The organism is Rheinheimera tangshanensis (assembly GCF_014645135.1).
In the GTDB taxonomy this organism is placed as follows: domain Bacteria; phylum Pseudomonadota; class Gammaproteobacteria; order Enterobacterales; family Alteromonadaceae; genus Pararheinheimera; species Pararheinheimera tangshanensis.
Genome location: NZ_BMLH01000001.1, coordinates 600,142 through 626,717 on the forward strand (window position 1 = coordinate 600,142; position 26,576 = coordinate 626,717).

Sequence of the window (26,576 nt, forward strand, 5' to 3'; positions counted from 1 at the left end):
TCAACAGCAGTTTGACTTATGCGGAGATGTTATGAGACTCGACAGATTCACCAGCAAATTCCAATTGGCCATAGCCGAAGCTCAATCTATGGCTTTGGGCCGTGACCATCAGTTTATAGAACCTATTCATTTGATGTTTGCCTTGCTGGATCAGGAAGGTGGATCCACTAAAGATCTATTTAGCAAAATTGGTATCAACACCAACGAACTGCGCTCCAAATTATCCCAAGCCTTAGAGCGATTGCCCAAGGTCGAAGGCGCGGATGCGAATGTTCAGCTGTCTGCGGCCACTATTAATATGCTGAATTTGTGTGATAAATACGCGCAGAAGCGAAAAGATCAGTACATTTCCAGCGAGTTATTTGTGTTGGCCGCCTGTGAGGATAAATCTGAACTGGGCCATTTATTACGCCTGCTTGGATTAGACAAAGCGGCAGTGGAAAAAGCTATAGATCAGATCCGTGGCGGCCAGAATGTGGATGATCCGAACGCAGAAGACAGCCGTCAGGCTCTGAACAAATATACGGTGGATTTAACAGCGCGGGCTGAGGCCGGTAAGTTAGACCCGGTGATAGGCCGGGATGAAGAAATCCGCCGTTGTATTCAGGTTTTGCAGCGCCGCACTAAAAATAACCCGGTACTGATTGGTGAACCTGGGGTGGGTAAAACCGCCATAGTCGAAGGTTTAGCGCTGCGTATTATCAATAAAGAAGTGCCGGAAGGTTTAAAAGACAAGCGGGTATTGTCTTTGGATATGGGCTCGTTATTGGCGGGGGCTAAGTACCGTGGTGAATTTGAAGAACGTTTAAAGGCGGTATTGAACGAGCTTTCAAAAGAAGAAGGCCGGGTGATTCTGTTTATCGATGAAATTCATACCATGGTCGGTGCAGGCAAAGCTGATGGTGCTATGGACGCTGGCAATATGCTCAAACCTGCGTTAGCGCGGGGTGAACTGCATTGTTTAGGTGCGACCACTTTGGATGAATACCGCAAATACATTGAAAAAGATGCGGCACTGGAGCGACGTTTCCAGAAAGTCATAGTGGACGAACCTTCAGTGGAAGACACTATCGCCATTTTACGTGGCCTAAAAGAACGCTACGAGCTGCACCATGCGGTAGAAATTACCGATCCGGCCATAGTGGCTGCTGCGACTTTGTCGCACCGTTATGTCAGTGACCGGCAACTGCCGGATAAAGCCATAGATTTAATTGACGAAGCGGCTTCGAGTATCCGGATGCAGATGGACTCCAAACCAGAAGAGTTGGACAGATTAGAGCGGCGTATTATTCAGCTGAAGCTGGAGGACAATGCGCTTGCCAAAGAAACTGATGATGCGACGAAAAAGCGCCGTGACATGATCCAGGAGCAAATTCGTGAACTGGATTTGAAATACAACGAGCTGGATGAAGTCTGGACTTCAGAAAAAGCGGCCTTACAAGGCACACAGAATATCAAAGCGGACTTAGAACAAGCCCGGCTGGATATGGAAGTGGCGCGCCGTGCTGGTGATTTAAACCGCATGTCACAGCTGAAATACGAACGTATTCCGGCGTTAGAAAAACGCCTGGATTTAGCCTCTCAGGCTGAAATGCACGAAATGACTTTGCTCAGGAATAAAGTAACAGAGCAGGAAATTGCCGATGTCCTGTCCAAGGCCACTGGTATTCCGGTCAGTAAAATGCTGGAAGGCGAGCGTGATAAGCTGCTTCGGATGGAGCAGGAACTGCAAAAACGTGTAGTAGGCCAGACCGAAGCTTTAGAAGCGGTCTCGAATTCTATCCGCCGCTCCCGTGCAGGTTTAGCCGATCCGAATAAACCTATTGGCTCTTTCCTGTTTTTAGGCCCGACAGGGGTTGGTAAAACTGAGCTGACCAAAGCTTTAGCCCAGTTCCTGTTTGATACAGAGGAGGCGCTGATCCGCATTGATATGTCAGAGTTTATGGAAAAACACAGTGTCTCGCGTTTAGTTGGAGCACCTCCTGGTTATGTTGGTTATGAAGAGGGAGGTTATTTAACTGAAGCTGTGCGGCGCAAACCTTATTCCGTAGTACTGCTGGATGAGGTAGAAAAGGCGCATCCGGATGTGTTTAATATTCTGTTGCAGGTACTGGACGATGGTCGTTTAACCGACGGACAAGGTCGTACTGTGGATTTTAAAAACACAGTGATCATTATGACCTCGAATTTAGGCTCAGACCTTATTCAGGAGCATTATCAGCATCAGGATTATCAGCAAATGAAAGACATGCTGATGGAAGTACTGAGTAAACATTTCAGACCTGAGTTTTTAAACCGTCTGGATGAAACCGTGGTATTCCATCCGCTGGATAACGCTCATATCCGCCACATTGCTTCGATTCAGTTGCAGCGTCTGCGTTTGCGCTTACAGGATAAAGGCTTTGGTTTGTCGGTGACAGATAGCGCTTTGGATCTGTTAGCTGCAGCTGGTTTTGATGCAGTCTTTGGTGCACGGCCGTTAAAACGTGCTATTCAGCACTATATAGAAAACCCCTTGGCGCAGACCTTACTCAAGGGGCAGGTTAAACCTAATTCAATAGTGACTGTTGATGCACAAGAAGGGCAGTTTGTCATTGGCTCTGCGAATCCGCATTAAGCCGCGCTATTGAGAATAAAAAAGCCCGCTGCTGCGGGCTTTTTCACAACCAAAATTACTGACTGAAGGTTTTGCTTAAGTTTGCTATTTCAGCTGCTTGCTGATGCAAACGTTTATTGTTGTCAGCGACCAGTTGCATATTGTTTAAGTTTTCGTCGGCAATATGCTGGATATTTTGCACATTGCTTGCCACTTCGCTGGCAACCTGACCTTGTTGAGTGGCTGCAGTGGCGATTTGCGATGACAAATGATCGATGGTGTTCACCATCGCCACTATATCAGTCAGTTGCTCTGTACTGTGGGTGGTTTGAGTGACACATTCTTCTACCTGCTCGCGGCTTTGGGTCATAGTTTTGCCCCAGCTCAGTAAAGTTTGCTGGATTTCACCAATAGAGCGCTGTATTTGCTCTGTGGCTTTATGAGTGCGTGATGACAGGGCTCGGACTTCATCAGCAACAACAGCAAAGCCGCGGCCATGTTCACCAGCCCGTGCTGCTTCGATAGCAGCGTTTAACGCCAGTAAGTTGGTTTGATCTGCTATTCCCTGAATCTCTGTCATGACGGCACCAATGCGTTCAGCTTCAACCGCTAAGTTATCTGCTGTACTGGCTGCGCCCTGAACTTCTACCGCTAGTTTTTTTACTGTGTTGGCGGTTAATTGCATGACTTGTTCAGCCTGATGACAAATCTGTTGCGCTTCGCCCACTTTCTGATTGGTTTCACCTGTACGTTCGGCAATATCCAGCACTGTGCTACTTAATTGTTGAGTGGCAGCAGCAATAGACACCAGTTGTTGACTTTGTTGATGAATACCACGTTCTGTTAAATGCACAGCTTCTTCCAGCGTATCGGCAATACTAGTTAGTTTGTTAGTGCTATCTTTGGTTCGGCCTAACACAGTGCGCAAACGAGCCTGATGCATCTGGTGACGGAAATCTGCGACTGAAAATGCGGTTTTACCGCTGTAGATATAACGGGATACCGAGTCAAAATCTTGCTTAATTTTCTGTAGCTGGGCTGGAATATCTACTAATTCTTCATACATCAGTACAAAGAAAATGGCTGGAATAAGTAACGCCAGCCATAACGCATGAGACCAGAGTAATGCGCCAGCAGTGATTAAAATTAAACTGCACAACAGAGCAATCAGTCGACGTAAACTGCTATTGCCACTCCACTGGCTAACTGCTTTGCCGGAATTAATTGCCTGATAACAACGATCGGCTCTTTGGATCAAATCCGGGCTCGCTTTGACTCGTACTGATTGGTAACCCACCAGTTGTTGTTGCTGATAGATAGGGGTAACAAAAGCATCGACCCAATAATAACGGCCGTCCTTACAGCGATTCTTGACCATGCCGCGCCAGGATTGCCCTTGTTTTAAATGGCTCCAAAGGTCAGCAAAAGCGGCTGCAGGCATGTCTGGGTGACGCACCAGATTATGGTTTTTACCGACAAGTTCATCCTCGCTGTATCCTGCCACCTGACAAAACGCAGGGTTCGCATAAGTGATAACGCCACGGGTATCTGTAGTGGAGACTAGCTCTTGTCCGGCGTCGTACTGAACTTCCTGGTCAACTAGGTGCTGGTTGCGGCGGTTCATGCATATTTCCTTTTTATTTATCATTCAGTTAATCTGGATCAAAGCGGCGGCATTATTTCAAAGATCTCTCAGATAAGCGAGCCTAGGAGCATTATGCAAGTATCTGCCATTATGACCAGAAAGTTGACTATGGTTGACCCAGATATGAGTTTGTCTGTCTTAAAAGATATTTTTAACCAGTCAAAATTTCAGCATGTGCCCGTAGTTGATGCCAGCCGACGTTTGGTAGGTATAGTTTCAGTAAAGGATTATTTCAAAGCACTGGCTCCAGTGATGGATGCCGCTTCAGAAAAAACCTTAGATATTTTTGTCACCAGTCGTAAAATTAAGCATGTGATGACCAGCCCTGTGATTGCTGTGCCTGAAGACTATCCAGTAGTGAAAGCTGCGGCTTTATTGCTCAAACACAATATTGGTTGTTTGCCTGTGACTGATCTGGATAACCTGGCTATAGGTATAGTGTCGTGGAAAGATATTATGCGGGTTGTAGTATTGCAGGCGGCGCGCAAAAGCAGATTAGCTTATGGTGCCTCGTCTGAAGAAGAGTAAACTAACAGCATCATTTTTTGTCAGAGAAACTTAATCTGCCGGCGCTCTTGTTTTTTAATTTAAGTCGCCCCATTTTATGCTCTGCTTTTTATTCAGAATTAAGGGATCAGCTTGAGTCATTTCCTCGAACAACGTCTGGCTGCGCTTGGCACCACGTCATTTAAAACTGCGATTAAAGGGATCAGACGGGGTATTGAGCGGGAGACATTGCGGATCAAACCCGATGGTCAACTGGCACAAACCGATCATGCGAAAGCTTTAGGTTCGGCTTTAACTCATCCTTTAATCACTACAGATTTTTCTGAGTCTTTGCTTGAGTTTATTACTCCTGCGCAGACTGATATAGAAGTTACGCTAAAACAGCTGACCGACATCCATAAGTTTGCTCTATCTCACATTGGTGAAGAACGACTTTGGGCTGGCTCAATGCCTTGTTATATCGATAATCAGGACGAGATCCGCCTGGCGCAGTACGGCAGCTCTAATGTCGGTACTATGAAAACTGTCTACCGTCAGGGTCTTAAAAACCGTTATGGCAGTATGATGCAGGCCATCAGTGGTGTGCATTTTAACTTCTCTATCCCACAAGAGTTTTGGCAGCAGTATCAAAAGTTATTAGGCGATACCGGTTCGTTACAGGACTTTATTTCTGCTCAGTACCTGCACTTAATTCGTAACTACAAAAGATATGTCTGGCTGGTGGTGTATTTGTTTGGTGCGTCACCTGCAATGTGCAGCTCGTTTTTGCAGGGGCGTGAACCTAAATACAAGTTCCAGACCTTGGGTAAAGGCTCTTTGTATTTACCTTATGCTACCTCCTTGCGGATGAGTGATTTGGGCTACACCAACAGTGCTCAGTCCAGTTTGAATATCAGTTACAACAACCTGCCTGATTATATTCAAGGCCTGCGCCAGGCTATTTCGACGCCCTCTGCAGAATATGCTTCTATTGGCATCAAAGTGGACGGCGAATATCAGCAACTGAACGACAATATTCTGCAAATCGAAAACGAATTCTATTCGACTATTCGACCAAAACGCACCACTCAAAGTGGGGAACGCCCAACTTGTGCATTAAAACGCCGTGGTGTCGAATATATTGAAGTGCGGGCTTTAGACGTGAACCCATTCAGTGCTGTAGGCATAAATGCGGAGCAAATGCGCTTTCTCGATTTGTTCTTAATTTATTGTTTATTAGAGCAAAGTCCGGATTTATCTGCTGAAGAACAAACGATCACTGAGCAGAATTTACGTAAAGTTGTTACTGACGGTCGCCGACAAAATCTGGATTTGAATGACCAAGGGCAGCCTCGGTTGATGTTGGACTGGGCAGAGCAGTTATTTGCCGATCTAATGCCGATTGCCGAGTGGATGGACGCAGCTCACGGTGGTGATGCCTATAAAGCTGTGATGAAAGAGTTTTATTTAGGCTTGCTTGATCCAAACCAAACTTACTCAGGCAAGTTACTCAGTCGTTTAATAGCGCAGCAACAGGACAGCCCTTATTATGCCTTGTCTTTGGCAGAGCAGTACAGACAGCAACTGGCGGCGATGGATTATCAAATTTATAGCGAGGCTGAGTTTGAAAAAATGGCCGAGCAATCTTTACGTGAACAACAAGAGATCGAGCAGGCAGATGACCTGAGTTTTGATCAGTATCTCGAACGATACTTTGCTGATTTATAAAGATTAAACCGGATTTTGAATCCGGTTTTTGTTTACAAATTCCTTATCTTACAGATAAAAAAACGGCCAGCAAGCTGGCCGTGAAAACTAAGGATAAGGATAATCCAGGGATGAAAAACAAAAACTTGGTTGAATCCATTCATTGGGTTAGTCTGAGTTGTGTTTTAAAAAGTTCAGCGTCCGATGAAAAAAATTAAAAAAACTTTACTCTTCTTATCACTAGCCACAGCACTGACAGGTTGCGCGACAGCTCCGCCAAAAAATAGCTCTAATTTATGTGACATATTCCGCGAACATGACGATTGGTATGATGCCGCCGCGGATATGCGCGATAAATGGGACGTGCCCATTCATGTGCCTATGGCGATGATGTATCAGGAAAGCAGCTTTAAGCATGATGCGCAGCCTCCGATGCAGTATTGGTTCGGATTTATTCCTGTCGGTCGGGCCAGTACGGCTTATGGTTATGCTCAAGTGAAAGATGAAACCTGGGAAGACTATGGTCGGGAGACGGGCAGTTATTTTGCGGCCCGCTCCAACTTTGACGATGCGCTGGATTTTATGGGTTGGTATATCAATAAAAGTAGCCGTATTAATAGAGTATCGAAGTCGGATGCCTATGCTCAGTACCTGAATTATCACGAGGGCTGGGGCGGTTATAAGCGTGGCAGCTACTATAAAAAGCGCTGGTTGATGGAAACGTCCCGCAAGGTTCAGCAGCGTGCAACCATGTATCAACGTCAGTTGCAGAGCTGTGAAGACGAGTTTAAAAGCGGCTGGTTTTTTGGTTTGTTTGGTTAACTCAATCCAGTTGTGTAAAGGAAAATGCCATGGCTGGAGCGCGGTTTATCCGCGCCCGGCTCAAATTTTAAATTCAAGTACGACGGAATCTATTAATCCTGCTGTAAGTGAGGCATTAACCGCACTGTCTTAATCATATTGTCCTGCACTTCGATAATCTCCATAGGGCAGCCTGCCAAGGTTAAACCCAAGCTAGCTTCCGGAATTTCCTCCAGGTATTCCAACACCAGACCATTTAAGGTCTTAGGGCCGTCTGTTGGAAAGTTCAGCTGCATATCGCGATTTAAATCCCTTAAGTTGATACCGCCGTCGACCAGATAACTACCATCGGCTTGAGGCTGAATTTCGTTATTCTGATGATCTGCGATATCGGTAGTGAAGTTACCTACTACCTCTTCAAGTATATCTTCTAAGGTCACTAAACCCTGAATATCACCGTACTCATCCACTACCAGACCTATACGCTCTTTCGAGCTTTGAAACTTATGTAGCTGGGTATTGAGTGGGGTATTTTCCGGAATAAAATAAATTTCCCGCACTGAACGTAATAAAGAGGCTTTATTCAGCTGTTCTTTCAATGCTAAGCGAGCCAGCTCGCGGCTATGGATAAAACCCAAAGCATCATCAACGCTGTCACGGTACAACAAAATGCGGTTGTGTTGACTGTTAGACAGCTGGCGCACTATGTCTTTCCATTCGTCGTTAATATCGACCCCAACTAATTCGTTACGGGGGATCATAATGTCTTCCACTGTGGCTTTTTCTAAGTCCAGCACTCCGACCAGCATATTTTGGTGTTGTTGCGGAATTAAAGCTCCGGCCTCGTGCACTACAGTGCGCAGTTCTTCAGAGCTTAAGCTGCTGCCGTGATGTTGTTCAGCACTGACTCCCAGCCAGCCTAAAAAGGTATTGCAGATTTTATTCAGTAACCAGACCACAGGATAAAGCACTTTCATCAGGGGTTTGAGCACTACAGAACTAGGAAAAGCCACTCGTTCCGGATGCAAAGCTGCCAGTGTTTTTGGTGTCACCTCGCCAAAAATCAGGATGATCACTGTCAGCGCTACTGTGGCTATGGCAATACCAAAATCGCCGTAGAGTCGAAGACCAATCACTGTCGCAATTGCAGAGGCGGCAATATTGACCAGATTATTCCCCACCAGAATCAAACCAATCAGCCGATCACGGCGTTCCAGCATTGCTGTGACGCGCAGCGCAGCTTTATGCTGTTCATTGGCCAGATGTTTAAGCTTGTATGGGTTCACCGACATCATGCCGGTTTCAGAAGCTGAGAAGAATGCAGAACATAACACCAGCAGTCCCAATATGATAAAGAGGGTGCTGGTTGAGATCTCGTCCAAAAGTACTGTACCTGTAGGGCTAATCGAAGCTATTTGATATTATGAAGTGCCCGCCAAGTCAAGCCTTAATGACCCTTAGCGGTAAAAAGCTGTTATCCGAGCCGCTCCAGTATCACTTCACGCACGAAACGACTGCCAAAATAAGCCAGAGTCAGCAAAGTACTGCCAGTAAAGGTTAATGCAATGGCCAGACGACCACGCCAACCTAATTGAGCATGACCCCATAACAGCACCACAAACACCAGAAAGGCGATGGAACTCAAAATATTTTTATGCAGGTTATGTGCAGCCAGCCAGTTATCAGTAAAGGCTGCGCCACTGAATAAAGTCAAACCCAGTAATAAAGTACCGAGCAATAACACTCTGAACTGCAGCTGTTCTACCTGAAGCAGAGGCGGCAAGAACTGATTACCCAGCATAAAGTCTTTTTGTTTTAGTTTTTTACTAATGTAGTGCACTTGCAGAGAGTGGAGAGTGGCGACTATGAGCAGCGTATAGGCGACGAAGGCTACTATGATATGCATCAGTAATATAGGATTGTGTTCAAAGTGTTGCATTTGCACTTCAGTCGGTAGCGCCAGAACCGCTAATTGCGTCAGCGCTGAAAAACCATAGACTATCGGAAGCAATAAGACGGTTGGGGTACGAAGAGCCGTGACAGTAATAGCTGTGCTGATCAACCAACATACCAGTGAGATCACATTCAACAAACTGAAGTTTTGGCCAGAGTCGGCAAAAATTGAGTCAGCCAGAAACAGCATGTGGCAGACGATAGCTATTAAAGCTGCACTGAACATCAATTTATAGTTCGGGCCTTGTGGATGCACCAGACGTGACAAGACCATTACTGTTGCCAGCAGATAACCAACTAATGCCACACCGGGTAACAGCTCAACTAACATAAATCAGATCCTGTTGATTCGTGAAGATTTAACATTCTATTGCAAATTACTCGCATTTGACAGCCTAAGCTGAGGTATTCAGAGTAACAGCTTCTGCTCAGATGGCGGCTGACTGCTAACTCGCATCTTGAGGTCACTTGGGTATATAATCCGGCCATATTGTATATCAGGTGCTAAGTTATGTTTGAAAACCTGTCGGACCGCCTAACCAAAACGCTGAAGAACATCAGTGGTCGTGGTCGTTTAACTGAAGATAATATCAAAGAAACCTTACGTGAAGTAAGGATGGCTCTGTTAGAAGCTGACGTTGCTTTGCCTGTAGTACGTGACTTTGTCAATCAGGTCAAAGAACGCTCAGTAGGTATTGAAGTCAGTAAAAGTCTGACACCTGGTCAGGAATTTCTGAAAATCGTCCGTAAAGCATTAGAAGATGCGATGGGCGAAGCGAACGAAGAGCTGGCGCTTAATGTTCAGCCACCTGCTGTGGTTTTAATGGCAGGTTTACAGGGGGCGGGTAAAACCACCTCTGTCGGTAAACTGGCTAAGTTCTTAAAAGAGCGCAAAAAGAAAAAAGTATTGGTGGTCTCTGCTGACGTCTATCGTCCTGCTGCTATTAAGCAGTTAGAAACGCTGGCTAAAGAAGTGGGTGTGGAGTGTTTCCCAAGCGACGTGACACAAAAGCCTATAGATATAGTCAACGCGGCTATAGCTCATGCCCGCTTACAAATTTTTGATGTGCTGCTCGTCGACACCGCTGGTCGTCTTCATGTTGATGAAGAAATGATGTGCGAAATCAAAGCACTGCATGCTGCGGTGAAACCTATCGAAACTCTGTTTGTGGTTGATGCCATGACAGGCCAGGATGCGGCCAATACAGCGAAAGCTTTTAATGAAGCTTTGCCTTTGACCGGTGTGATCCTGACTAAAGCCGATGGTGACGCTCGTGGTGGTGCTGCTTTATCTATTCGTCATATCACTGGTAAGCCGATTAAGTTTATCGGTATGGGCGAAAAAACTGACGCCTTAGAGCCATTCCATCCGGATCGTATCGCTTCCCGCATTCTGGGTATGGGCGATGTGATGAGCCTGATTGAGCAAATCGAGCAGAAGGTTGATAAAGAACAAGCCGCTAAAGTCGCTGCCAAAGTGTTGAAAGGGCAGGGCTTTAGTTTAGAAGACTTCCGTGACCAGCTTGTACAGATGCGTGGTATGGGTGGCATGATGTCGATGCTGGACAAATTACCTGGCATGAAAAATTTACCGGCTGGTGCTATGGATCAGATGGGTAATAAGCAGTTCAATAAAATGGAAGCCATTATTAATTCCATGACGAAAAAAGAGCGCTTGTTTCCGGATTTAATCAAAGGCTCGCGGAAAAAACGTATAGCTGCAGGTTCAGGTACCCAAGTGCAGGATGTGAACCAACTGCTGAAGCAATTTACCCAAATGCAGAAAATGATGAAGCAGATGTCGGGTAAAGGCGGCTTGATGAAGATGATGCGCGGTATGGGGGGTAAGTTACCACCTGGACTGTTACCTCCCCGTTAAGTCCTGCTCCGGCCTCTTGCTGTCGGGTTTTGGCAAAAGCTTAAATATGCTGCCAAAGCCCGAAAAACCTTGCAAAGCAGGCAAAAATCCGTACAATTCACCGACCCCACGGTCTGACCGCGGGGTTTGTTATTTTTTTAAATCCTGAACGATTATTAGAGGACGGTATGGTAACTATTCGTTTACAACGTGGTGGCGCGAAAAAGCGTCCATTTTACCAAGTTGTGGTAGCGGACAGCCGTTTTGCCCGTGATGGCCGCTTCATTGAGCGCGTGGGTTTTTTCAACCCAATCGCTAGCGGTACTGAAGAGCAAACGCGTATTGACTTAGAGCGTATCAACCACTGGGTATCGCAAGGCGCTTCTTTAAGCGACCGCGTTGCTTCATTGGTGAAAGCTGCTAAGAAAACTGCTGCTTAATAGCTAAAATAAATAAAGGTCGGAGTTTCACCTTGAACGGTAAAGATTTAGTTGTCTTAGGTAAGTTTGGCGCCGTTTACGGCATCAACGGGTGGCTAAAAGTAAACTCCTATACCGATATCCCGGAAGGGATTTTTGATTACACACCCTGGCAAATTCAAGTGCAGGGTAACTGGCGTCAAATGCAAATCTCCGGTAAAAAACGACATGGCAACGGCCTGATCGTAAAACTGGCAGACGTGGCTGACCGCGACCAGGCTCAACTCTACGTCAATGCGGATATCGCAGTAGAGCGTTCTGCATTACCCCAGCTTGCTGAGGGTGATTTCTATTGGCGTGACCTGATGGGCATGGCAGTAGTGAACGAGGCTGGTTATCACTTAGGTGAAGTGGTCGACATGATGGAAACTGGCTCAAATGACGTTCTCGTTGTGAAAGCCAATAAATCCGATGCATTTGGCAAGACGGAGCGTTTACTCCCTTTCCTGACTGACTCTGTTATTAAGGAAGTGAATAACGCTGAACGACGTATCTTAGTAGACTGGGATCCGGACTTTTAATGTCGCAGCAAGCTGGTTTGTGGGTTGGGGTTATTACTCTGTTCCCGCAGATGTTTGATGCTATTACAAAGTTTGGTGTAACAAGCCGCGCTGTAAAGCAAGGGTTGTTGCAGGTAGAGTGCTGGAATCCGCGGGATTATACTTCGGATAAACACAATACCGTCGATGATCGCCCTTTTGGTGGTGGTCCCGGAATGCTGATGATGGTGCAGCCGCTGACCGACGCTATTCGCGCCGCTAAGCAAGCTGCCGGAGGAAATGTACATACGGTGTATTTGTCGCCGCAAGGCCGCAAGCTAGACCAAAAAGGTGTACAGGAACTTTCACGTTACCCGAAACTGCTGTTAGTGGCAGGCCGTTACGAAGGCATTGATGAACGCGTAATTGAAACCGAAATTGACGAAGAATGGTCAATAGGGGATTACGTGCTGAGTGGAGGCGAGTTGCCTGCGATGACGCTGATTGATGCGGTATCGCGACTAGTACCTGGCGTACTGGGGCACGAAGAGTCGGCAGAGCAGGATTCGTTTGCAACTGGTTTGTTAGACTGTCCACACTACACCAGACCTGCGGTGTTAGCAGACAAAGAGGTTCCACCGGTGTTGCTGAGTGGACACCATGAAAATATACGACGCTGGCGTCTGAAACAGGCTCTTGGTAGAACCTGGTTAAGACGGCCGGATATGTTAAATGCCCTGGCTCTGACTAAGGAGCAACGCAAATTACTGGATGAATTCCAATTGGAACACCAGGCGTTGCAGCAACACGATAGTTAATTCCAGGTAAAGTGAGATTGTTATGAGCAAAGTTAGCCAAAACATTATCAAGCAACTTGAAGACGAACAGTTAAAAACTGACGTGCCAGCATTTGGCCCAGGTGACACTGTAGTTGTTCAGGTTAAAGTGAAAGAAGGTGACAAAACCCGTCTGCAGGCTTACGAAGGCGTAGTTATCGCCAAACGTAACCGTGGTCTGCATTCAGCTTTCACAGTTCGTAAAATTTCCAACGGCGAAGGTGTTGAGCGTGTATTCCAGACGCACAGCCCTATGATTGACAGCATTACGCTGAAACGCCGTGGCGCAGTCCGCCGTGCCAAGCTTTACTACTTACGCGATCGTTCAGGTAAATCAGCGCGTATCCGCGAAAAGCTTAACTAAGCGACTGGAAAGGCTGACCTTGTGTCAGCCTTTTTTTTCGCCTTTACTTAAGTCATGCGCACAGAGCTGCAAGATGATTTAGTTACTGCACTCGAAGCTTTCCTGTTGTCCAGACAAGGTGAGATCAGCGAGCAGGAATTGCTACGTCAGTTAAAAGCCTTTTTCCCCGAACCCCGCTCTCTCGCTGTCGACTCTTTGTTATTCCAACAACACTTTATTCTTTATCATCATTTGTTTGTACTGCAGGCGCAGTGGCAGCAGGAGCAAGTAGCCTTGTTGCATATTGGTTATGCCAAAGTGATGGTTTATACGGTGACATCGTTACCCGATAATGCAGTAGCGTTATGGCAAGAGCAGCAGGAGAAAGCTGCTTACTATCTGGACTGGCAAAATATGCGTGCTATGACGGATGATAAATTACAGTCTTTGTTAAATGAGTTTTGGAAAAAACTGGAGCTGCATCAACAAAATAAAGCGCTCGACACAGGTTTTCTGCAGCAGAAATGGCAGTTAAGCCGCCCTTATTCTGTCGCCCAGTTGAAAAGAAACTACCGACAGCAGGCTCTGCGTTTGCATCCGGATAAAGGTGGCGATGCTGCAGCTTTTCAGTTATTACAGCAGGAATACCAATGGCTGCTGGCTGAGCTATCTTCGTAGAGCCGCACTATAAAAAGTGCTGTAACTTGGACTTTATCAATCACTTAGCTTTATCCTGTTCTATCCATACTTTACAAAGCCCACTACAATAGCTGTATTGTGTTGCAACGCGACAAGGACCCTGAAGTGGATTCCGCCAGTTTTATTGAAAAACGCCGTTTTATTGTCAAGCTTGGCAAAATGCTGCATAAGTTTGGCACCCCAGCTTACCGCCTGGAAGCGCACTTACAGGAAGTGGCCAAGTTGCTGCAAGTAGGTGGCTCTTTTGCTATTACGCCTACAGTGCTGACTTTTGTGCTTTGGATCCCTGGCGATGAAAATGAATACACTCATATTTCCCGAGTAAGCCCCGGCGAGCTTGATTTAGGTGCATTGTCTTATACAGATGAGCTGGTTGACCAGCTTGCCAGCAGTAAACTGACCTTACAGGATGTCAATCAGCGGCTGGATCAAATTACTGCTGCGCCTAACCCTTATTCACGTTGGGCTACCTTTGTGGCTTTTGGTGCTGCAGGGGGCGCTTTTGCCATGTTAATGCGCGCCAGCTGGCATGATGTATTCTGGGCCACAGTACTAAGCCTGATTGTGTATTTGTTTGTACTCTGGTCGATGAAGTCGCGCCGTGTGGCTCATATGCTGGAACCATTAGTGGCTTTGGTTTCGGCTTTGTTGGCGACAGCTGTGGCTGTGTATATCGACCCGATGATCAACGTACCTTTGGTGGTTTTATCTGCCATCATCGTCTTTATTCCTGGCCTGGCTTTAACCCTGGGTTTAGCTGAGCTCGCCGCCCGTCATCTGGTGTCAGGTACTGCCCGTGTAATGGATGCGGTGATGCTGTTGTTTAAGCTGTATTTTGGTGCTTTCTTAGGCGTAGCTTTAGGTCAGGTATTGTTCGGCCAAATTCCGCCACAAATCGCACCTTCAGTACCGCAGTGGACTAGTTGGTTAGCTGTCGCTATTTTATGTGGCAGCTTAGTGGTGGTGTTTAAAGCCAGATTGCGGCACGCGCTCTGGGGGCTGTTATCAGGCTTTATTGCTTATGCAGCCAGCTTGTGGGGCGCTTATTATCTGGGATTAGCACTAGGAGCTTTTGTCGGAGCTTTTGCTGTAGGTCTATACGGTAACCTATTTAACAGACTGATGAATGCACCGGCCAGCATAGTCTCTTTGCAGGGCATGATCGTACTGGTGCCTGGCAGTAAAACTTACATAGGCTTAAATGCTTTTGTTTCAGGCCAGCAGATGGTGGCGACTGATCAATTGGGTCAGCAAACCTTTCTGATTTTTATGTCGCTGGTAGCAGGCTTTATATTTGCTAACGTGGCATTACCACCAAGGAAGGCGTTGTAGCAAATTCGATTTTCGTTATACCCAAAGCTAATCTGCTGAAACAAATGATCGGGGCGAGGAGCGCAGCGACGATGGCCCGTCAGGGCGCAGCCAGTAAAGGCATTGCCAATAGTTTGGCAATGCTCGGATGAGCGTAAGTGGCTCTGCCTACTGGCCGGAACATTTTGCAGGACAGCAAAATATAAAAAAGCTGCGATTAACGCAGCTCTTGTAGTAACTTCTCTAAGCGGTCTTTTAAGTCGCTGAATAACAGTGGTTTTCGCATCAGTTGCACTGATTCAGGTAAGCCGCCACCAGCTGCAATTTCTGCATCTGTTAGTGCTGTCACAACAATAATTTTCATATTTTCGTGACGTGGAGAGAGTTTCAGTTCACGGATCATCTGAAAACCGTCCAGTTCAGGCATCTGCAAATCTGAGATCAAAATTTGTGGTGCCCATTCGCCGATTTTCAACAACCCGGCAATACCGTTGGTGACAGATTGCAAGCTGATGGGTAAATCCCAGGATTCAATTTGCAGGCTATAAAGTTGTTTCAGTAACTCGTCATCTTCAGCGAGTAAAATGCGAACTGAATTATCAACAGGTTGGGTTTGATTTTTCAGCAGAAGGCGTTCGACAGAAGACTGAGTGACACGACGATGACCACCTGGAGTTTTCCAGGCGTCCAGAGCACCTTTTTCTACCCACAACTGCACCGTGCGTAAAGAAACGCCAAGCAAATCAGCAGCTTGTTGAGTCGACAATAAAGGTTCTGTGTGCTTACTTTTGTTCATACGGGGCTAATGGGTATCATATTTTGTATTTTTATCAATTCTAGACGAGAACACAGGCCGCTGTCACTTTATTTTTTGTGATTTTCAACCGCTTTTTTTCAGCTAGGGGTCCTTCTCCTTTTGCTTGAACGGCAAAATAGTTGCACAAGGTTTTTGCTGCGGTTTTTGCGTCTTGCATAACAGTTCCAGAGCATCCTGCATCCGGCTCATTTCCGACAACATGAGTTGATAGGCTCTGGTTAGCCGGACCAGGGGAGCTTTATATCTCAATTGTTCTGACTGTAGCCTGAATAAGGTTTGTTGAATGGCTTTTCTTCCTTCGTTATCACTCTGCGCGTCGATCAGTTCCTGGTTCAATTTCTGCTGTAACCGATCCAGTGCAGCCGGATCTTGTTTTGCCATATGCAGTAATTCATCGAAAGCTGGTAGCGGTGAATAGGTGGAAGCAGCCATAACAGCGCCCATTTACAAAAAAAGAAGTTGTTTCTTAGTGTAGACCATTCATTTCAGCTTGTTATTCGTATTGTTTGAGTAGCAGGTGATGGGCTTAGAACATTTCATATTGCATTCACAATCATTGTGTAAATTAATTTGTACATTTTCTCTTCGTCTATTGTTTTTGGTTTAAGCCCTTATTTGTTTGGCTTTAATGGTTGACTTGTTTAGCTTTGGTTTTTAATATGCTTCTATTCGTAATTAATTAAATACGTGTTGTAAATATAAGTTTACTGGTGTTCTGCTTGCATTTATCAAGTAAAACCGGCGCTTTGGCAACGCATGATGCAAACAGGAGCATAAAAATGACTAAGATAGTTGACGATTTACGTATAGTATCGGAGCAGTTATTAAGCCCGCCTGCGGTGTTAAAACAGGCTTTACCTTTATCTGGTGCAGGTTCTGACTTTATTCAGAAATCCCGTCAGGAAATTGCTGACATAGTACATGGTCGTGATCCACGTTTGTTGGTGATCACAGGTCCTTGCTCTATCCATGACCCGGTGTCCGCTATGGATTACGCCCGTCGTTTGAAACAGTTGCAACTGCAATACAAGGATACCTTGTATATCGTAATGCGGGTGTACTTCGAAAAACCTCGCACTACGGTCGGCTGGAAGGGATTTATTAATGATCCGCACCTGGATGACTCTTTTGATCTGGAAACAGGTTTAACTAAAGGCCGTCGTTTACTGCTTGATTTAGTGGAGATGGAGTTGCCTGCAGCTACTGAAGCCTTAGATCCGATCAGTCCGCAGTACTTATCTGATTTAATCAGTTGGGCAGCTGTCGGAGCCCGTACTGTGGAGTCACAAACTCACCGTGAAATGGCCAGTGGCCTGTCGATGCCGGTTGGCTTTAAAAATGGCACGGACGGTAATTTAAATATCGCACTGAATGCGCTGCAATCAGCTGCCAGTGGTCACAGCTTTATTGGTATTAACCAAAAAGGTCAGGTCTCTTTGGTGCAAACCGCCGGAAATCCGGATGGTCATGTGATTTTGCGTGGCGGCTCTAAACCTAACTATGACGAAGACAGCGTGCAGGCAGCCTTGGCTGCGCTGCGTAAACATGGTTTACCTGAAGGTTTGGTGATTGACTGTAGTCATGGCAATTCCAGTAAAGATCACAACAGGCAAGGTATTGTGGCTCAGTCTGTGATTGAGCAGCGTGTCAAAGGCAACAAAGCCATTATCGGTATTATGCTGGAAAGTCATATTCATGCAGGGCGTCAGGATTTGGTAGATGGTAAAGCCGAACTTTACGGTGTATCTGTAACAGACGCTTGTATCGACTGGGCCACCACTGCCGAGTTGTTGGCAGGTTTAGAACAGCAGCTATCCTTAGCTGAATCCTCTGAAGTGGCAGCCTGAGAAGAAAATATGAATGATGCGTTAAATACGGCTGAGCCAATGACCGCTCTGCTGCCACTGCGTCAGCAAATCGATGTATTGGACAGTCAATTGGTTGAATTGTTGGCGAAAAGAGCTGCAGTGACCGCAGAAGTAGGCAGGGTAAAGCAGCTTTATGCTTTGCCTTTGTATGTGCCTGAACGTGAACAGTCCTTGATTAAAGCGCGCCGGCAGCAAGCCGAGCAGGCGGGTGTCTCAGCCGATTTGATTGAAGATGTATTACGCCGGGTGATGCGCGAGTCGTATCAGACGCAGGAAGCAGGCTTTGTTTGTTGCCGTACCCAAGGAGACAAAGTTGTTGTAGTGGGCGGGGCAGGTGCTTTAGGTCAACGTTTTGTCAGTTTATTTCAGCGTTCAGGCTACAGCGTGGAAGTGTTGGAACAAGATAACTGGCATCAGGCAAAAGCTATGGTGCAAGGCGCAGCTTTGATACTGATCGCAGTGCCTATTGCCGTGACTGAACAGGTTATAGCTCAGTTGCCTGAATTAGATGCTGACACAGTGCTGGCTGATTTAACCAGTACCAAGACCGGGCCTTTGACTGCCATGCTGGCCAAACACAGCGGAGCCGTAGTGGGTTTGCATCCTATGTTTGGTCCTGATATCAGTAACATCGCCAAGCAAGTAGTGGTCGTCAGTCATGGGCGTAATGTTGAACACTACCAGTGGCTGATCCAGCAGTTTAAAGTTTGGGGCGCTGTACTGACTGAAAAATCTGCCCAGCAGCATGATGAATTGATGCAACTTATTCAGGCGATGCGTCACTTTAGCTCTTTAGTTTATGGCGTGCATTTGGCCGAAGAGCGGGCTGATTTACAGCAGTTGCTGGAATTAAGTTCCCCTATTTACCGGTTGGAGCTGGCGATGGTGGGCAGACTCTTTGCACAAAATGCTGAGCTTTACGCTGACATTATGTTGTCCTCCAGTGCTGTCACGGGGTTATTGCAGCGTTATCAGCACAGGTTTAATCAATTATCACACTTGTTAGCGGCAAGGGACAAAGCAGGTTTAATGGCTGAATTTGCCAAGGGCCAGCAGTTTTTTGGACCCTTGGCTGATCAGTTTTTGCAGGAAAGTCGCCGTTTGCTACAAAAAGCCTCGGACGAACGTAGTTAAATTAAGTCTTTTCAGTTATATACCCAAAGCAATTGGAGTTGCAGTGCGGCGGCAAGTGAGCTAGACCCCGTGAGCATAGATACACTATGCGATTGGGGCGAGTAGCGCAGCCAACAATGCTGCGGCTTCAAGTGTGAAAGGGATACAGCAACTAAAGCTGGCTCATTTTATTGGAGAGCTTTACACTCAAATCTGATGAACACTTTTATCTGTATGGAAAGTCATTGATTTCAATTTGGTTTCGTAAGCTGCTTCGCGTTGTTAAATATCTGGTGATCCTGGCCTTGAGTCTGGTGATTTTACTTGCCTTTGTACCAGTTCCCGTCACTGGAGTAATGATTGAACGGCAAATTCAGGCGCTGTGGAATAATCATAAAAGTTATGAATTACAGCATGACTGGGTGCCTTTTGAACAAATTTCCGCTGCGATGAAACAAGCGGTCGTGGCGGCTGAAGATCAAAAGTTTCCGGATCACTATGGCTTTGATACCGCAGCTATAGAAAAGGCACTGGAGTACAACAGCAGAGGCCAGAAAGTGCGTGGCGCTTCCACCATTAGCCAACAAACTGCAAAGAATGTGTTTTTATGGACGGGCCGCAGCTGGTTTCGCAAAGGGCTGGAGCTTGTATTTACTGGTTTGATTGAGCTAACCTGGGGCAAGGAACGCATTTTAGAAGTGTATTTAAATAGTGTGGAGTTTGGTCCCGGAGTTTTTGGGGTTGAGGCTGCCGCGCAGAAATTTTTTAAACGACCCGCCAGTAAGTTGAGTCGCCATCAGGCAGCATTGCTAGCCGCTGTTTTGCCTAATCCACTGCGTTTTAAAGTACAAAGTCCCTCGCCTTATGTTTACAAACGCCAGCAATGGATTTTAAAACAAATGAGGCAATTAGCCCCGATAGAACAGCGCTTTGCTGATAATTAAATCTAGTATGACTTTTTCATGACTATGATGTGACTGTTCGATGAAGATTTCTGATTTTTAACGCTTTTTCGCTGCAAACTTTGCTCAGGCTGTTTAGGATCTGCTGCAACTGAAGAGTTGAAGCGGAGTTTGATCATGGGCAAAAGAACATCTGAATTTATGCGCTCTGTGCATATAAAAACTATCCAGGCCGATTTACAGCAAGGGAAAAGCATCGAGGATGCAACGCAGCACCTGCGTTTTGTTGGCGTCTGCGAGGATGAGATGATCGAGCTTTTAATCGAAGCTGGATACAATCCTGAGCATTATGCCATTCAGGGTTCTGAGTATTCAGGTATTTAAGTGGGCGGTGTTGCGATGGTAGAAATAAAAATGCAAAAAAGCAGGGACTGCATGCAGTCCCTGAAGCGCTGGGTATAGAACAGGAATAGAGCTGCGTCTTGCTACAGCCATAGCTAAGATGCCCAAACGCTGTGTCCGTTCTGTGACACCCCGCGCTTCTGCTCTGGTGAATACGTATTCAGCCGATTTTTTATCTTATTTGGGTAATTTGTGATTTTTCTGCAGGAAAAACAGGTCGGATTAGAGGAATTTTCTGCAAAATAAAGTATCCTTTGCGCACTTTTAACCGGCTTGGGGTACTCCATGCGTTTTTACTTCCCTCTGATCATCATTGATGAAGATTTCAGATCCGAAAATACCAGTGGTTCAGGCATTCGTGAACTGGCTGCAGCCATTGAGGCTGAAGGCATGGATGTGGTGGGTTACACCAGTTATGGTGACCTGACCTCTTTTGCTCAGCAACAAAGCCGGGCCGCCGGTTTTATTTTGTCTATTGATGACGAAGAATTTGGTGGCGGCTCTGTGGAAGACAGCCAATCGGTGCTGGAAAACCTTAAAGGTTTTGTTGATAAAATCCGTCATCGCAATCCGGATATTCCAATTTATCTGTACGGAGAAACCCGTACTTCTCGCCATATCCCTAATGCAATTTTACGTGAACTGCATGGTTTTATTCATATGCACGAAGACACGCCAGAGTTTGTGGCGCGTCATATTATTCGTGAAGCGAAAAGTTATTTAGATACCCTGGCTCCACCGTTTTTCCGCGCTTTAACCAACTATGCACAGGATGGCTCCTACTCCTGGCATTGTCCTGGACACTCAGGCGGCGTCGCCTTTTTAAAATCGCCTGTGGGTCAGATGTTCCACCAATTTTTTGGTGAAAACATGCTTCGGGCTGATGTCTGTAATGCGGTCGATGAGTTAGGTCAGTTATTGGATCACACAGGTCCTGTGGCGGCTTCAGAGCGCAATGCGGCTCGTATTTTTAATGCGGATCATTTGTTTTTTGTCACCAATGGCACGTCTACCTCCAACAAAATTGTCTGGAACTCCACAGTGGCTCCGGGTGATATAGTTGTGGTTGACCGTAACTGCCATAAGTCTATTTTGCACGCCATTATGATGACGGGGGCTGTGCCGGTATTTTTAATGCCAACGCGCAACCACTACGGCATTATTGGCCCTATCCCACGCAGTGAGTTTGAACCTGCGACCATTCGTAAGAAAATGCTGGCCAATCCATTTTGCCGTGAAAAACTGGAACAAAATCCGGATGTTAAACCACGGGTTTTGACTATTACTCAGTCGACTTATGATGGCGTCTTGTATAACGTCGAGGAAATTAAGTCGCTGCTGGATGGCGAAATTGAAACCCTGCACTTTGATGAAGCCTGGTTACCTCATGCCGCTTTCCATGATTTCTATGGCGATTATCACGCGATAGGGGAAGGCCGTCCACGTTGTGAAACTTCGATGGTGTTCTCGACTCAGTCGACACATAAGCTGTTAGCTGGTATTTCACAGGCGTCACAGATCCTGGTGCAGGATGCGCAGCAGAACAAGCTGGATCAGCATCTGTTTAATGAAGCTTATTTGATGCATACCTCGACCAGTCCGCAATACGCCATTATTGCCTCCTGTGATGTGGCTGCAGCCATGATGGAAGCACCAGGTGGCACAGCCTTAGTAGAAGAGTCGCTGGACGAAGCTCTGGAGTTCCGCCGAGCTATGCGCAAAGTCGACGATGAATATGGCGATGACTGGTGGTTTAAGGTGTGGGGACCGGATGATTTAACAGACGAAGGTCTGGATCACCGCGATGCCTGGATGTTAAAAGCGGGCGAGAGCTGGCATGGTTTCGGTGATATAGCTGAAGGTTTTAACCTGCTCGACCCTATTAAAGCCACCATTTTGACACCAGGTTTAAACGTCGACGGTGATTTTGATGAGTCAGGTATTCCTGCTGCTATTGTGGCTAAATATCTGGCCGAACACGGCGTGGTCATTGAAAAAACCGGTCTGTACTCGTTTTTCATTATGTTTACCATCGGCATTACCAAAGGCCGTTGGAATACCATGGTGACAGCGCTGCAGCAGTTCAAAGACGATTACGATAAAAACGCGCCATTGTGGCGGGTATTGCCGGAATTTATCGCCAAGTACCCTCAATACGAACGTATTGGTTTAAAGGACTTGTGTGATCAAATTCACCAGATCTACCGCGAAAACAACGTCGCCAAGATGACCACAGAGATGTATTTATCTGAGCTGGTACCAGCAATGAAACCATCCAAAGCTTTTGCTGCCATGGCACACAAAGAGCTGGATCGGGTGCCGCTGGATGATCTGATCGGCCGTATTACCGCTGTGATGTTAACGCCTTACCCACCAGGTATCCCGCTATTAGTGCCGGGTGAAGTGTTCAACACTGTGATAGTGGACTATCTGAAATTCGCCCGCGAATTTAATGGTCGTTTCCCGGGCTTTGAGACTTATATTCACGGTCTGGTCAGTGAAGAGCGCAACGGCAAAACAGAATATTTTGTCGACTGTGTAAAAGCGCAATAACGGATGACTGGGTCAGAGTCAAAGACTCTGGCCCAGCTGATAACAATCACAAATCGCTTGCCAGGCTTGCTCTGGTGTATCAACAAACTGAATAAGCTCCAGATCTTCTGCTTTAACTAATCCTTCCTCGACCAGCATGTCGAAGTTAATCAAACGATTCCAGAAGCTTTTATCGTAAAGTATTACGGGTACTGTGTTGGCTTTGCCGGTTTGCAATAAGGTCAAAGTTTCAAACAACTCATCCAGAGTGCCAAAACCTCCGGGAAAGGCGACTAAAGCTCGTGCTCGTTGCAAGAAGTGCATTTTACGAATAGCAAAATAGTGAAAACGAAAGCAAAACTCTGATGTGATATAAGGGTTAGGTTTTTGCTCGTGCGGCAGCACTATATTCAGACCAATACTTTGACCACCTGCCTGATAAGCGCCTTTATTGGCGGCTTCCATCACACCTGGTCCACCACCACTGATAATCATCAGAGAGCTATCTGGACAATCTTTGCTGTGCTGAGTGACTAATCTTGAAAATTCGGCCGCAGCTTCGTAATAGACACTGTTTTTCAGCTGTCGCTGAGCCTCTCTCAATTGCTGTTGCAGTGCTACAGCATCCGGCTGTTGGGTCAATTTAGTCTGGGCTACAGCAATCATCTGTTCAGCCTGCTGACGTGAAACAAAACGAGCACTGCCGAAGACAACAACTGTCGCATTGATTTGATGTTGCTCGAGGATCAACTGAGGTTTCAAGTACTCCAACTGCAAACGTACATGCCGTAGTTCGTCCTGCATCAAAAAATCATTATCTGCAAAAGCCAGCTTGTAAGAGGGATGCTCAAGTAAATCCTGACTTTGTTGCTCTGTCGCTTCACGGGCAGAACTCAGATGGCGTTGATACAGCGGATTATCAGCAGACATAAAAAGACTCCGGAGATAGGAAAAATTAATAAACTAACATATTGTTTGATATGGACTAATCTTTTACTACTTCAATTCAGTTATAACATGGGGAGAACCCCACAACCGGAGTGCACTCAATGCCATTAGATGCCAGTTTAACCTTTTTAGGCGCCGCCGAGCAGGTTACAGGGTCTTGTTATCTGTTAAAGCTCAAAGAGAAGCAAATTTTACTCGATTGCGGTATGACTCAAGGCGAAAACCAAATTACTGAATGGCATAAATTCCGCTTTGCCTTTCGCCCTAAAGATATCGACTATGTGATTCTGTCGCATGCCCATATTGATCACAGTGGTCTATTGCCGCTGCTGGTGGCTAAAGGTTTTCAGGGCAAAATTTATTGCACTCAGGGCACGGCTTTATTGCTTGGTGTATTGCTGAAAGATTCAGTGCATTTGTATTTAAAAGATCTGGAGTGGCAAAACCGGCAGTTGGCCCGTCAGGGCAAAAAGCTACTGGATCCTGTGATGGGGATACAGGATGTAGAGCAGGTGTTGGACTACTGCCATCCTATAGGCTATCAGCAAAAAACCACAGTCTGCGAAGGGCTTGAGCTGGAGTTTTTGGATGCGGGTCATATTCTGGGTTCTGCCATAGTGCAGCTGGCAGTCAAGCAAGGCAAGGCCATGCGCCAGTTGGTATTTTCCGGCGATTTGGGTAATCCTGCCACAGTGCTAATGCCTGATCCAAGTCCGGTCAAAACCGCTGATCTGGTGCTGATGGAAAGTACCTATGGCGATCGAAACCACCAGCCTTTGCAGAATACGTTGGAAGAATTTGCCAATGCGCTGGAAGAAGCACACAGAGGCGGCGGAAATGTATTTATTCCTGCGTTCGCTTTAGGTCGTAGTCAGGAAATTTTGTATTACCTCGGACTTTTGTACCATCAGGGCCGGTTGAAACAAAAGATGGTGGTACTCGATAGCCCAATGGCAATTGAGATCACTAAAATTTACAGTGAGTTGATGAGCGAGTTCGACCGCAAAGATACGAAGGTGTTACATGGCTTTGGAGCTCGTGATTTGCAATCCTTTTTGCCGATCCTACGCCTAGCTTCCAGTATGGAAGAGTCCATGGCGTTAAACCGGGTCAGTGGCGGTGCTATTGTGATTGCAGGTTCTGGCATGTGTAACGGTGGCCGTATTGTGCATCACTTAAAACACAATTTATGGAAAAGCAGCAATCATTTGATTTTCGTTGGTTTTCAGGCCAGGGGGACTTTAGGCCGACGGCTGGTGGATGGTGAAAAAAGAGTCAAACTCTTTGGCCAGAATATAGCGGTCAAAGCAACAGTCCATACCATTGGCGGTTTTTCTGCTCATGCCGGTCAGGATGAGTTAATCGGCTGGGCCAGGATGATCGGCGGTGAGCCACGCTTTTATCTGGTGCATGGTGAACCGCAAGCTCAACAAGCGCTGCAAAGCCGTCTGATGGATTACGGCCTGCATTGCCAGATCGCTGAAAAAGGTCAACAAATTAAACTATAGGGGGGCGTCCACCACTGTTTTGCTGAAAAAGGTCAGCTCAGTAAACTATGACGCATCCACATGAACTACAGTTGGGCTGATATCTTCACTTGGATAACAGCCCAATACTTTGACAAAACGAGTGATACGGTTCAGTTCATCCAAAGCGCGGGTCATGGCGTAATCGCCTAAATTAGCGAATACATCCACATAAAACATCTCTTCCCATGGGTTGCCTGGGATAGGGCGAGACTCCAGTTTACCCATGCTGATACCGTGTTGTTTCAGTACGGTTAATGCATCGACTAAGGCGCCTGGCTGCTGGCCTGTGTACATAATAAAAGTGGTTTTGGCTGGGATGGCTTTGGCCACATTTATTGCTTTGCGCGCCACCACAATAAAACGGCTGGCGTTGTCTTTTTGATTGGCTAAACCGCGGCCTAACACTTCTAATCCATAGAGCTTGCCACCTTCTTCACCACCAATAGCCACTACGGATTTGTCCTGGGCTTTACGAACCCGCTCAAAAGCGTCAGAGGAGGCGTCGCAGTATTCAATTTTGACATTGGATAAACCCTGCAGATAATTACTGCACTGAGCTATGACTTGTGGGTGAGCACAAATTTGACGGATTTTAGTTAATTCTGTGCCTTCCACACCCAATAAACAGTGTTCTATAGGGTGGGTCAATTCGCCGACGATCGACAAACGGGTATGCTGCAGTAAGTCATAGACTTCGTTAATGCTGCCGGATGAGGTGTTTTCGATAGGCAACACGGCATAATCAGCATGGCCTGTTTCTACCGCTTGCACTATTTCGTTAAAACTGTCGCAGCCAATTTCAATCAGCTTTTCAGCACGACGGGTGAAGTACTTTTGCGTGGCCCAGTAGCTGTATGAACCCTGACGACCTAAAAAGGCGACACGACAGACAGGACCATTGTCGCCATTGAGTTGGCCTTGCACTTTGGCTTGTTGTTGCAGTACTGAGTCTTCAATAATCACGTGGTAAATTTTAGTCACATACTGAGCGTCTAAACCCAATTCCTTACCATGTTCAATCAATGACACCAGCAACTCTTCTTCCCGTTTCTGATCGCGGATCGGTTTATTTTGTGCCAGTTTGGCATCGGCTACGCTTAATGCGAGCTGACGTCGGGTGGCCAGTAATTGCAGCAAGTCTTTGTCTGTGCTACTGATCTGCTGGCGAATATGGTCTAAATCTATGCTCATAACAGCGTCCTTTAAGCTAAAAAAAAACCTCCCGATGTTGGGAGGTTTTTTGGTTTATCACGCGCGCGCGACTTACCGCCT

Annotated in this window: 24 protein-coding genes; 17 read left to right on the forward strand and 7 right to left on the reverse strand. The window is 46.4% G+C overall.

The genetic code is table 11. The annotated features are described in order from the left end of the window. Window positions 1–31 precede the first annotated feature (31 nt). On the forward strand, window positions 32–2,617 hold the full coding sequence (gene clpB, locus IEW88_RS02735; protein ID WP_147902838.1) for an ATP-dependent chaperone ClpB: 2,586 nt from the start codon (window positions 32–34) through the stop codon (window positions 2,615–2,617). A gap of 55 nt (window positions 2,618–2,672) precedes the next feature. Here clpB and IEW88_RS02740 read toward each other — a convergent pair whose 3' ends face one another. Next, window positions 2,673–4,220, reverse strand: a complete 1,548-nt coding sequence (locus IEW88_RS02740; RefSeq protein ID WP_147902837.1) for a methyl-accepting chemotaxis protein — start codon at window positions 4,218–4,220, stop codon at window positions 2,673–2,675. Window positions 4,221–4,313: 93 nt separating this feature from the next. Between IEW88_RS02740 and IEW88_RS02745 the strand changes: the two genes are divergently transcribed. The 3 genes from IEW88_RS02745 (at window position 4,314) to IEW88_RS02755 (ending at window position 7,256) form a co-directional block, all read left to right on the forward strand. Beyond that, entirely contained in the window at window positions 4,314–4,769 is a 456-nt protein-coding gene (locus tag IEW88_RS02745; protein ID WP_147902836.1) for a CBS domain-containing protein, read from the forward strand. Window positions 4,770–4,880: 111 nt separating this feature from the next. Next, window positions 4,881–6,455 carry a glutamate--cysteine ligase gene (gene gshA, locus IEW88_RS02750; RefSeq protein ID WP_147902835.1) on the forward strand — a complete coding sequence of 525 codons (1,575 nt, stop codon included), beginning with the start codon at window positions 4,881–4,883 and terminating at the stop codon, window positions 6,453–6,455. A 183-nt stretch (window positions 6,456–6,638) separates the two neighbouring features. Beyond that, a complete protein-coding gene (locus IEW88_RS02755; RefSeq protein WP_053423265.1) occupies window positions 6,639–7,256 on the forward strand; it encodes a transglycosylase SLT domain-containing protein in 618 nt (205 codons plus the stop codon). Window positions 7,257–7,348: 92 nt separating this feature from the next. Here IEW88_RS02755 and IEW88_RS02760 read toward each other — a convergent pair whose 3' ends face one another. Both IEW88_RS02760 and IEW88_RS02765 read right to left on the reverse strand, forming a co-directional pair. Next, window positions 7,349–8,617, reverse strand: a complete 1,269-nt coding sequence (locus IEW88_RS02760) for an HlyC/CorC family transporter (protein WP_053423264.1) — start codon at window positions 8,615–8,617, stop codon at window positions 7,349–7,351. Window positions 8,618–8,709: 92 nt separating this feature from the next. Next, the gene (locus IEW88_RS02765; RefSeq protein ID WP_053423263.1) at window positions 8,710–9,519 is read right to left on the reverse strand and encodes a cytochrome C assembly family protein; all 810 of its coding nucleotides are present in this window, start codon (window positions 9,517–9,519) and stop codon (window positions 8,710–8,712) included. Window positions 9,520–9,699: 180 nt separating this feature from the next. Here IEW88_RS02765 and ffh point away from each other — a divergent pair, with 180 nt between their 5' ends. The 7 genes from ffh (at window position 9,700) to IEW88_RS02800 (ending at window position 15,214) form a co-directional block, all read left to right on the forward strand. Beyond that, complete coding sequence (ffh, locus tag IEW88_RS02770) at window positions 9,700–11,067, forward strand: signal recognition particle protein (RefSeq protein WP_147902834.1); 1,368 nt, start codon at window positions 9,700–9,702, stop codon at window positions 11,065–11,067. 167 nt (window positions 11,068–11,234) lie between these two features. After that, window positions 11,235–11,486: a 30S ribosomal protein S16 gene (gene rpsP / locus IEW88_RS02775; RefSeq protein WP_008898077.1), complete on the forward strand. Its 252-nt coding sequence runs from the start codon at window positions 11,235–11,237 to the stop codon at window positions 11,484–11,486. A gap of 32 nt (window positions 11,487–11,518) precedes the next feature. Then, window positions 11,519–12,046 (forward strand): ribosome maturation factor RimM, encoded by a 528-nt coding sequence (rimM, locus tag IEW88_RS02780; RefSeq protein WP_053423261.1) that lies wholly within the window; start codon window positions 11,519–11,521, stop codon window positions 12,044–12,046. After that, window positions 12,046–12,822, forward strand: coding sequence for a tRNA (guanosine(37)-N1)-methyltransferase TrmD (gene trmD / locus IEW88_RS02785; protein ID WP_008898079.1), 777 nt, complete (start codon window positions 12,046–12,048; stop codon window positions 12,820–12,822). The genes rimM and trmD overlap by 1 nt, the downstream gene beginning before the upstream one ends. Before the next feature lie 22 nt (window positions 12,823–12,844). Then, a complete protein-coding gene (gene rplS, locus IEW88_RS02790; protein WP_008898080.1) occupies window positions 12,845–13,204 on the forward strand; it encodes a 50S ribosomal protein L19 in 360 nt (119 codons plus the stop codon). A 54-nt stretch (window positions 13,205–13,258) separates the two neighbouring features. Continuing rightward, window positions 13,259–13,861: a DNA-J related domain-containing protein gene (locus IEW88_RS02795; protein WP_147902833.1), complete on the forward strand. Its 603-nt coding sequence runs from the start codon at window positions 13,259–13,261 to the stop codon at window positions 13,859–13,861. 126 nt (window positions 13,862–13,987) lie between these two features. Continuing rightward, the gene (locus IEW88_RS02800; protein WP_147902832.1) at window positions 13,988–15,214 is read left to right on the forward strand and encodes a threonine/serine exporter family protein; all 1,227 of its coding nucleotides are present in this window, start codon (window positions 13,988–13,990) and stop codon (window positions 15,212–15,214) included. A gap of 196 nt (window positions 15,215–15,410) precedes the next feature. Here IEW88_RS02800 and IEW88_RS02805 read toward each other — a convergent pair whose 3' ends face one another. Both IEW88_RS02805 and IEW88_RS02810 read right to left on the reverse strand, forming a co-directional pair. Beyond that, window positions 15,411–15,989: a response regulator gene (locus IEW88_RS02805; protein WP_053423258.1), complete on the reverse strand. Its 579-nt coding sequence runs from the start codon at window positions 15,987–15,989 to the stop codon at window positions 15,411–15,413. 102 nt (window positions 15,990–16,091) lie between these two features. Beyond that, entirely contained in the window at window positions 16,092–16,442 is a 351-nt protein-coding gene (locus tag IEW88_RS02810; protein WP_185148508.1) for a DUF3135 domain-containing protein, read from the reverse strand. A gap of 347 nt (window positions 16,443–16,789) precedes the next feature. On the opposite strand from IEW88_RS02810, the gene IEW88_RS02815 reads away from it, so the two are divergent. The 5 genes from IEW88_RS02815 (at window position 16,790) to IEW88_RS02835 (ending at window position 22,848) form a co-directional block, all read left to right on the forward strand. Beyond that, a complete protein-coding gene (locus IEW88_RS02815) occupies window positions 16,790–17,857 on the forward strand; it encodes a 3-deoxy-7-phosphoheptulonate synthase (protein WP_053423256.1) in 1,068 nt (355 codons plus the stop codon). A 9-nt stretch (window positions 17,858–17,866) separates the two neighbouring features. Beyond that, a complete protein-coding gene (tyrA, locus tag IEW88_RS02820; RefSeq protein WP_082335667.1) occupies window positions 17,867–19,012 on the forward strand; it encodes a bifunctional chorismate mutase/prephenate dehydrogenase in 1,146 nt (381 codons plus the stop codon). 224 nt (window positions 19,013–19,236) lie between these two features. Then, on the forward strand, window positions 19,237–19,935 hold the full coding sequence (mtgA, locus tag IEW88_RS02825) for a monofunctional biosynthetic peptidoglycan transglycosylase (protein ID WP_147902830.1): 699 nt from the start codon (window positions 19,237–19,239) through the stop codon (window positions 19,933–19,935). A gap of 135 nt (window positions 19,936–20,070) precedes the next feature. Continuing rightward, window positions 20,071–20,277: a head-tail connector protein gene (locus IEW88_RS02830; RefSeq protein ID WP_053423255.1), complete on the forward strand. Its 207-nt coding sequence runs from the start codon at window positions 20,071–20,073 to the stop codon at window positions 20,275–20,277. Between the two features lie 303 nt (window positions 20,278–20,580). Continuing rightward, a complete protein-coding gene (locus IEW88_RS02835; RefSeq protein ID WP_053423254.1) occupies window positions 20,581–22,848 on the forward strand; it encodes an arginine/lysine/ornithine decarboxylase in 2,268 nt (755 codons plus the stop codon). Window positions 22,849–22,866: 18 nt separating this feature from the next. On the opposite strand, the gene IEW88_RS02840 is transcribed toward IEW88_RS02835, so the two are convergent. Further along, window positions 22,867–23,757, reverse strand: a complete 891-nt coding sequence (locus tag IEW88_RS02840) for an LOG family protein (protein WP_147902829.1) — start codon at window positions 23,755–23,757, stop codon at window positions 22,867–22,869. Window positions 23,758–23,876: 119 nt separating this feature from the next. Here IEW88_RS02840 and IEW88_RS02845 point away from each other — a divergent pair, with 119 nt between their 5' ends. Continuing rightward, a complete protein-coding gene (locus IEW88_RS02845) occupies window positions 23,877–25,283 on the forward strand; it encodes an MBL fold metallo-hydrolase RNA specificity domain-containing protein (RefSeq protein ID WP_147902828.1) in 1,407 nt (468 codons plus the stop codon). A gap of 45 nt (window positions 25,284–25,328) precedes the next feature. Here the strand turns inward: IEW88_RS02845 and IEW88_RS02850 are convergent, their stop codons facing one another. Next, window positions 25,329–26,495, reverse strand: coding sequence for a chorismate mutase (locus IEW88_RS02850; protein WP_185148507.1), 1,167 nt, complete (start codon window positions 26,493–26,495; stop codon window positions 25,329–25,331). Window positions 26,496–26,576: the final 81 nt, after the last annotated feature.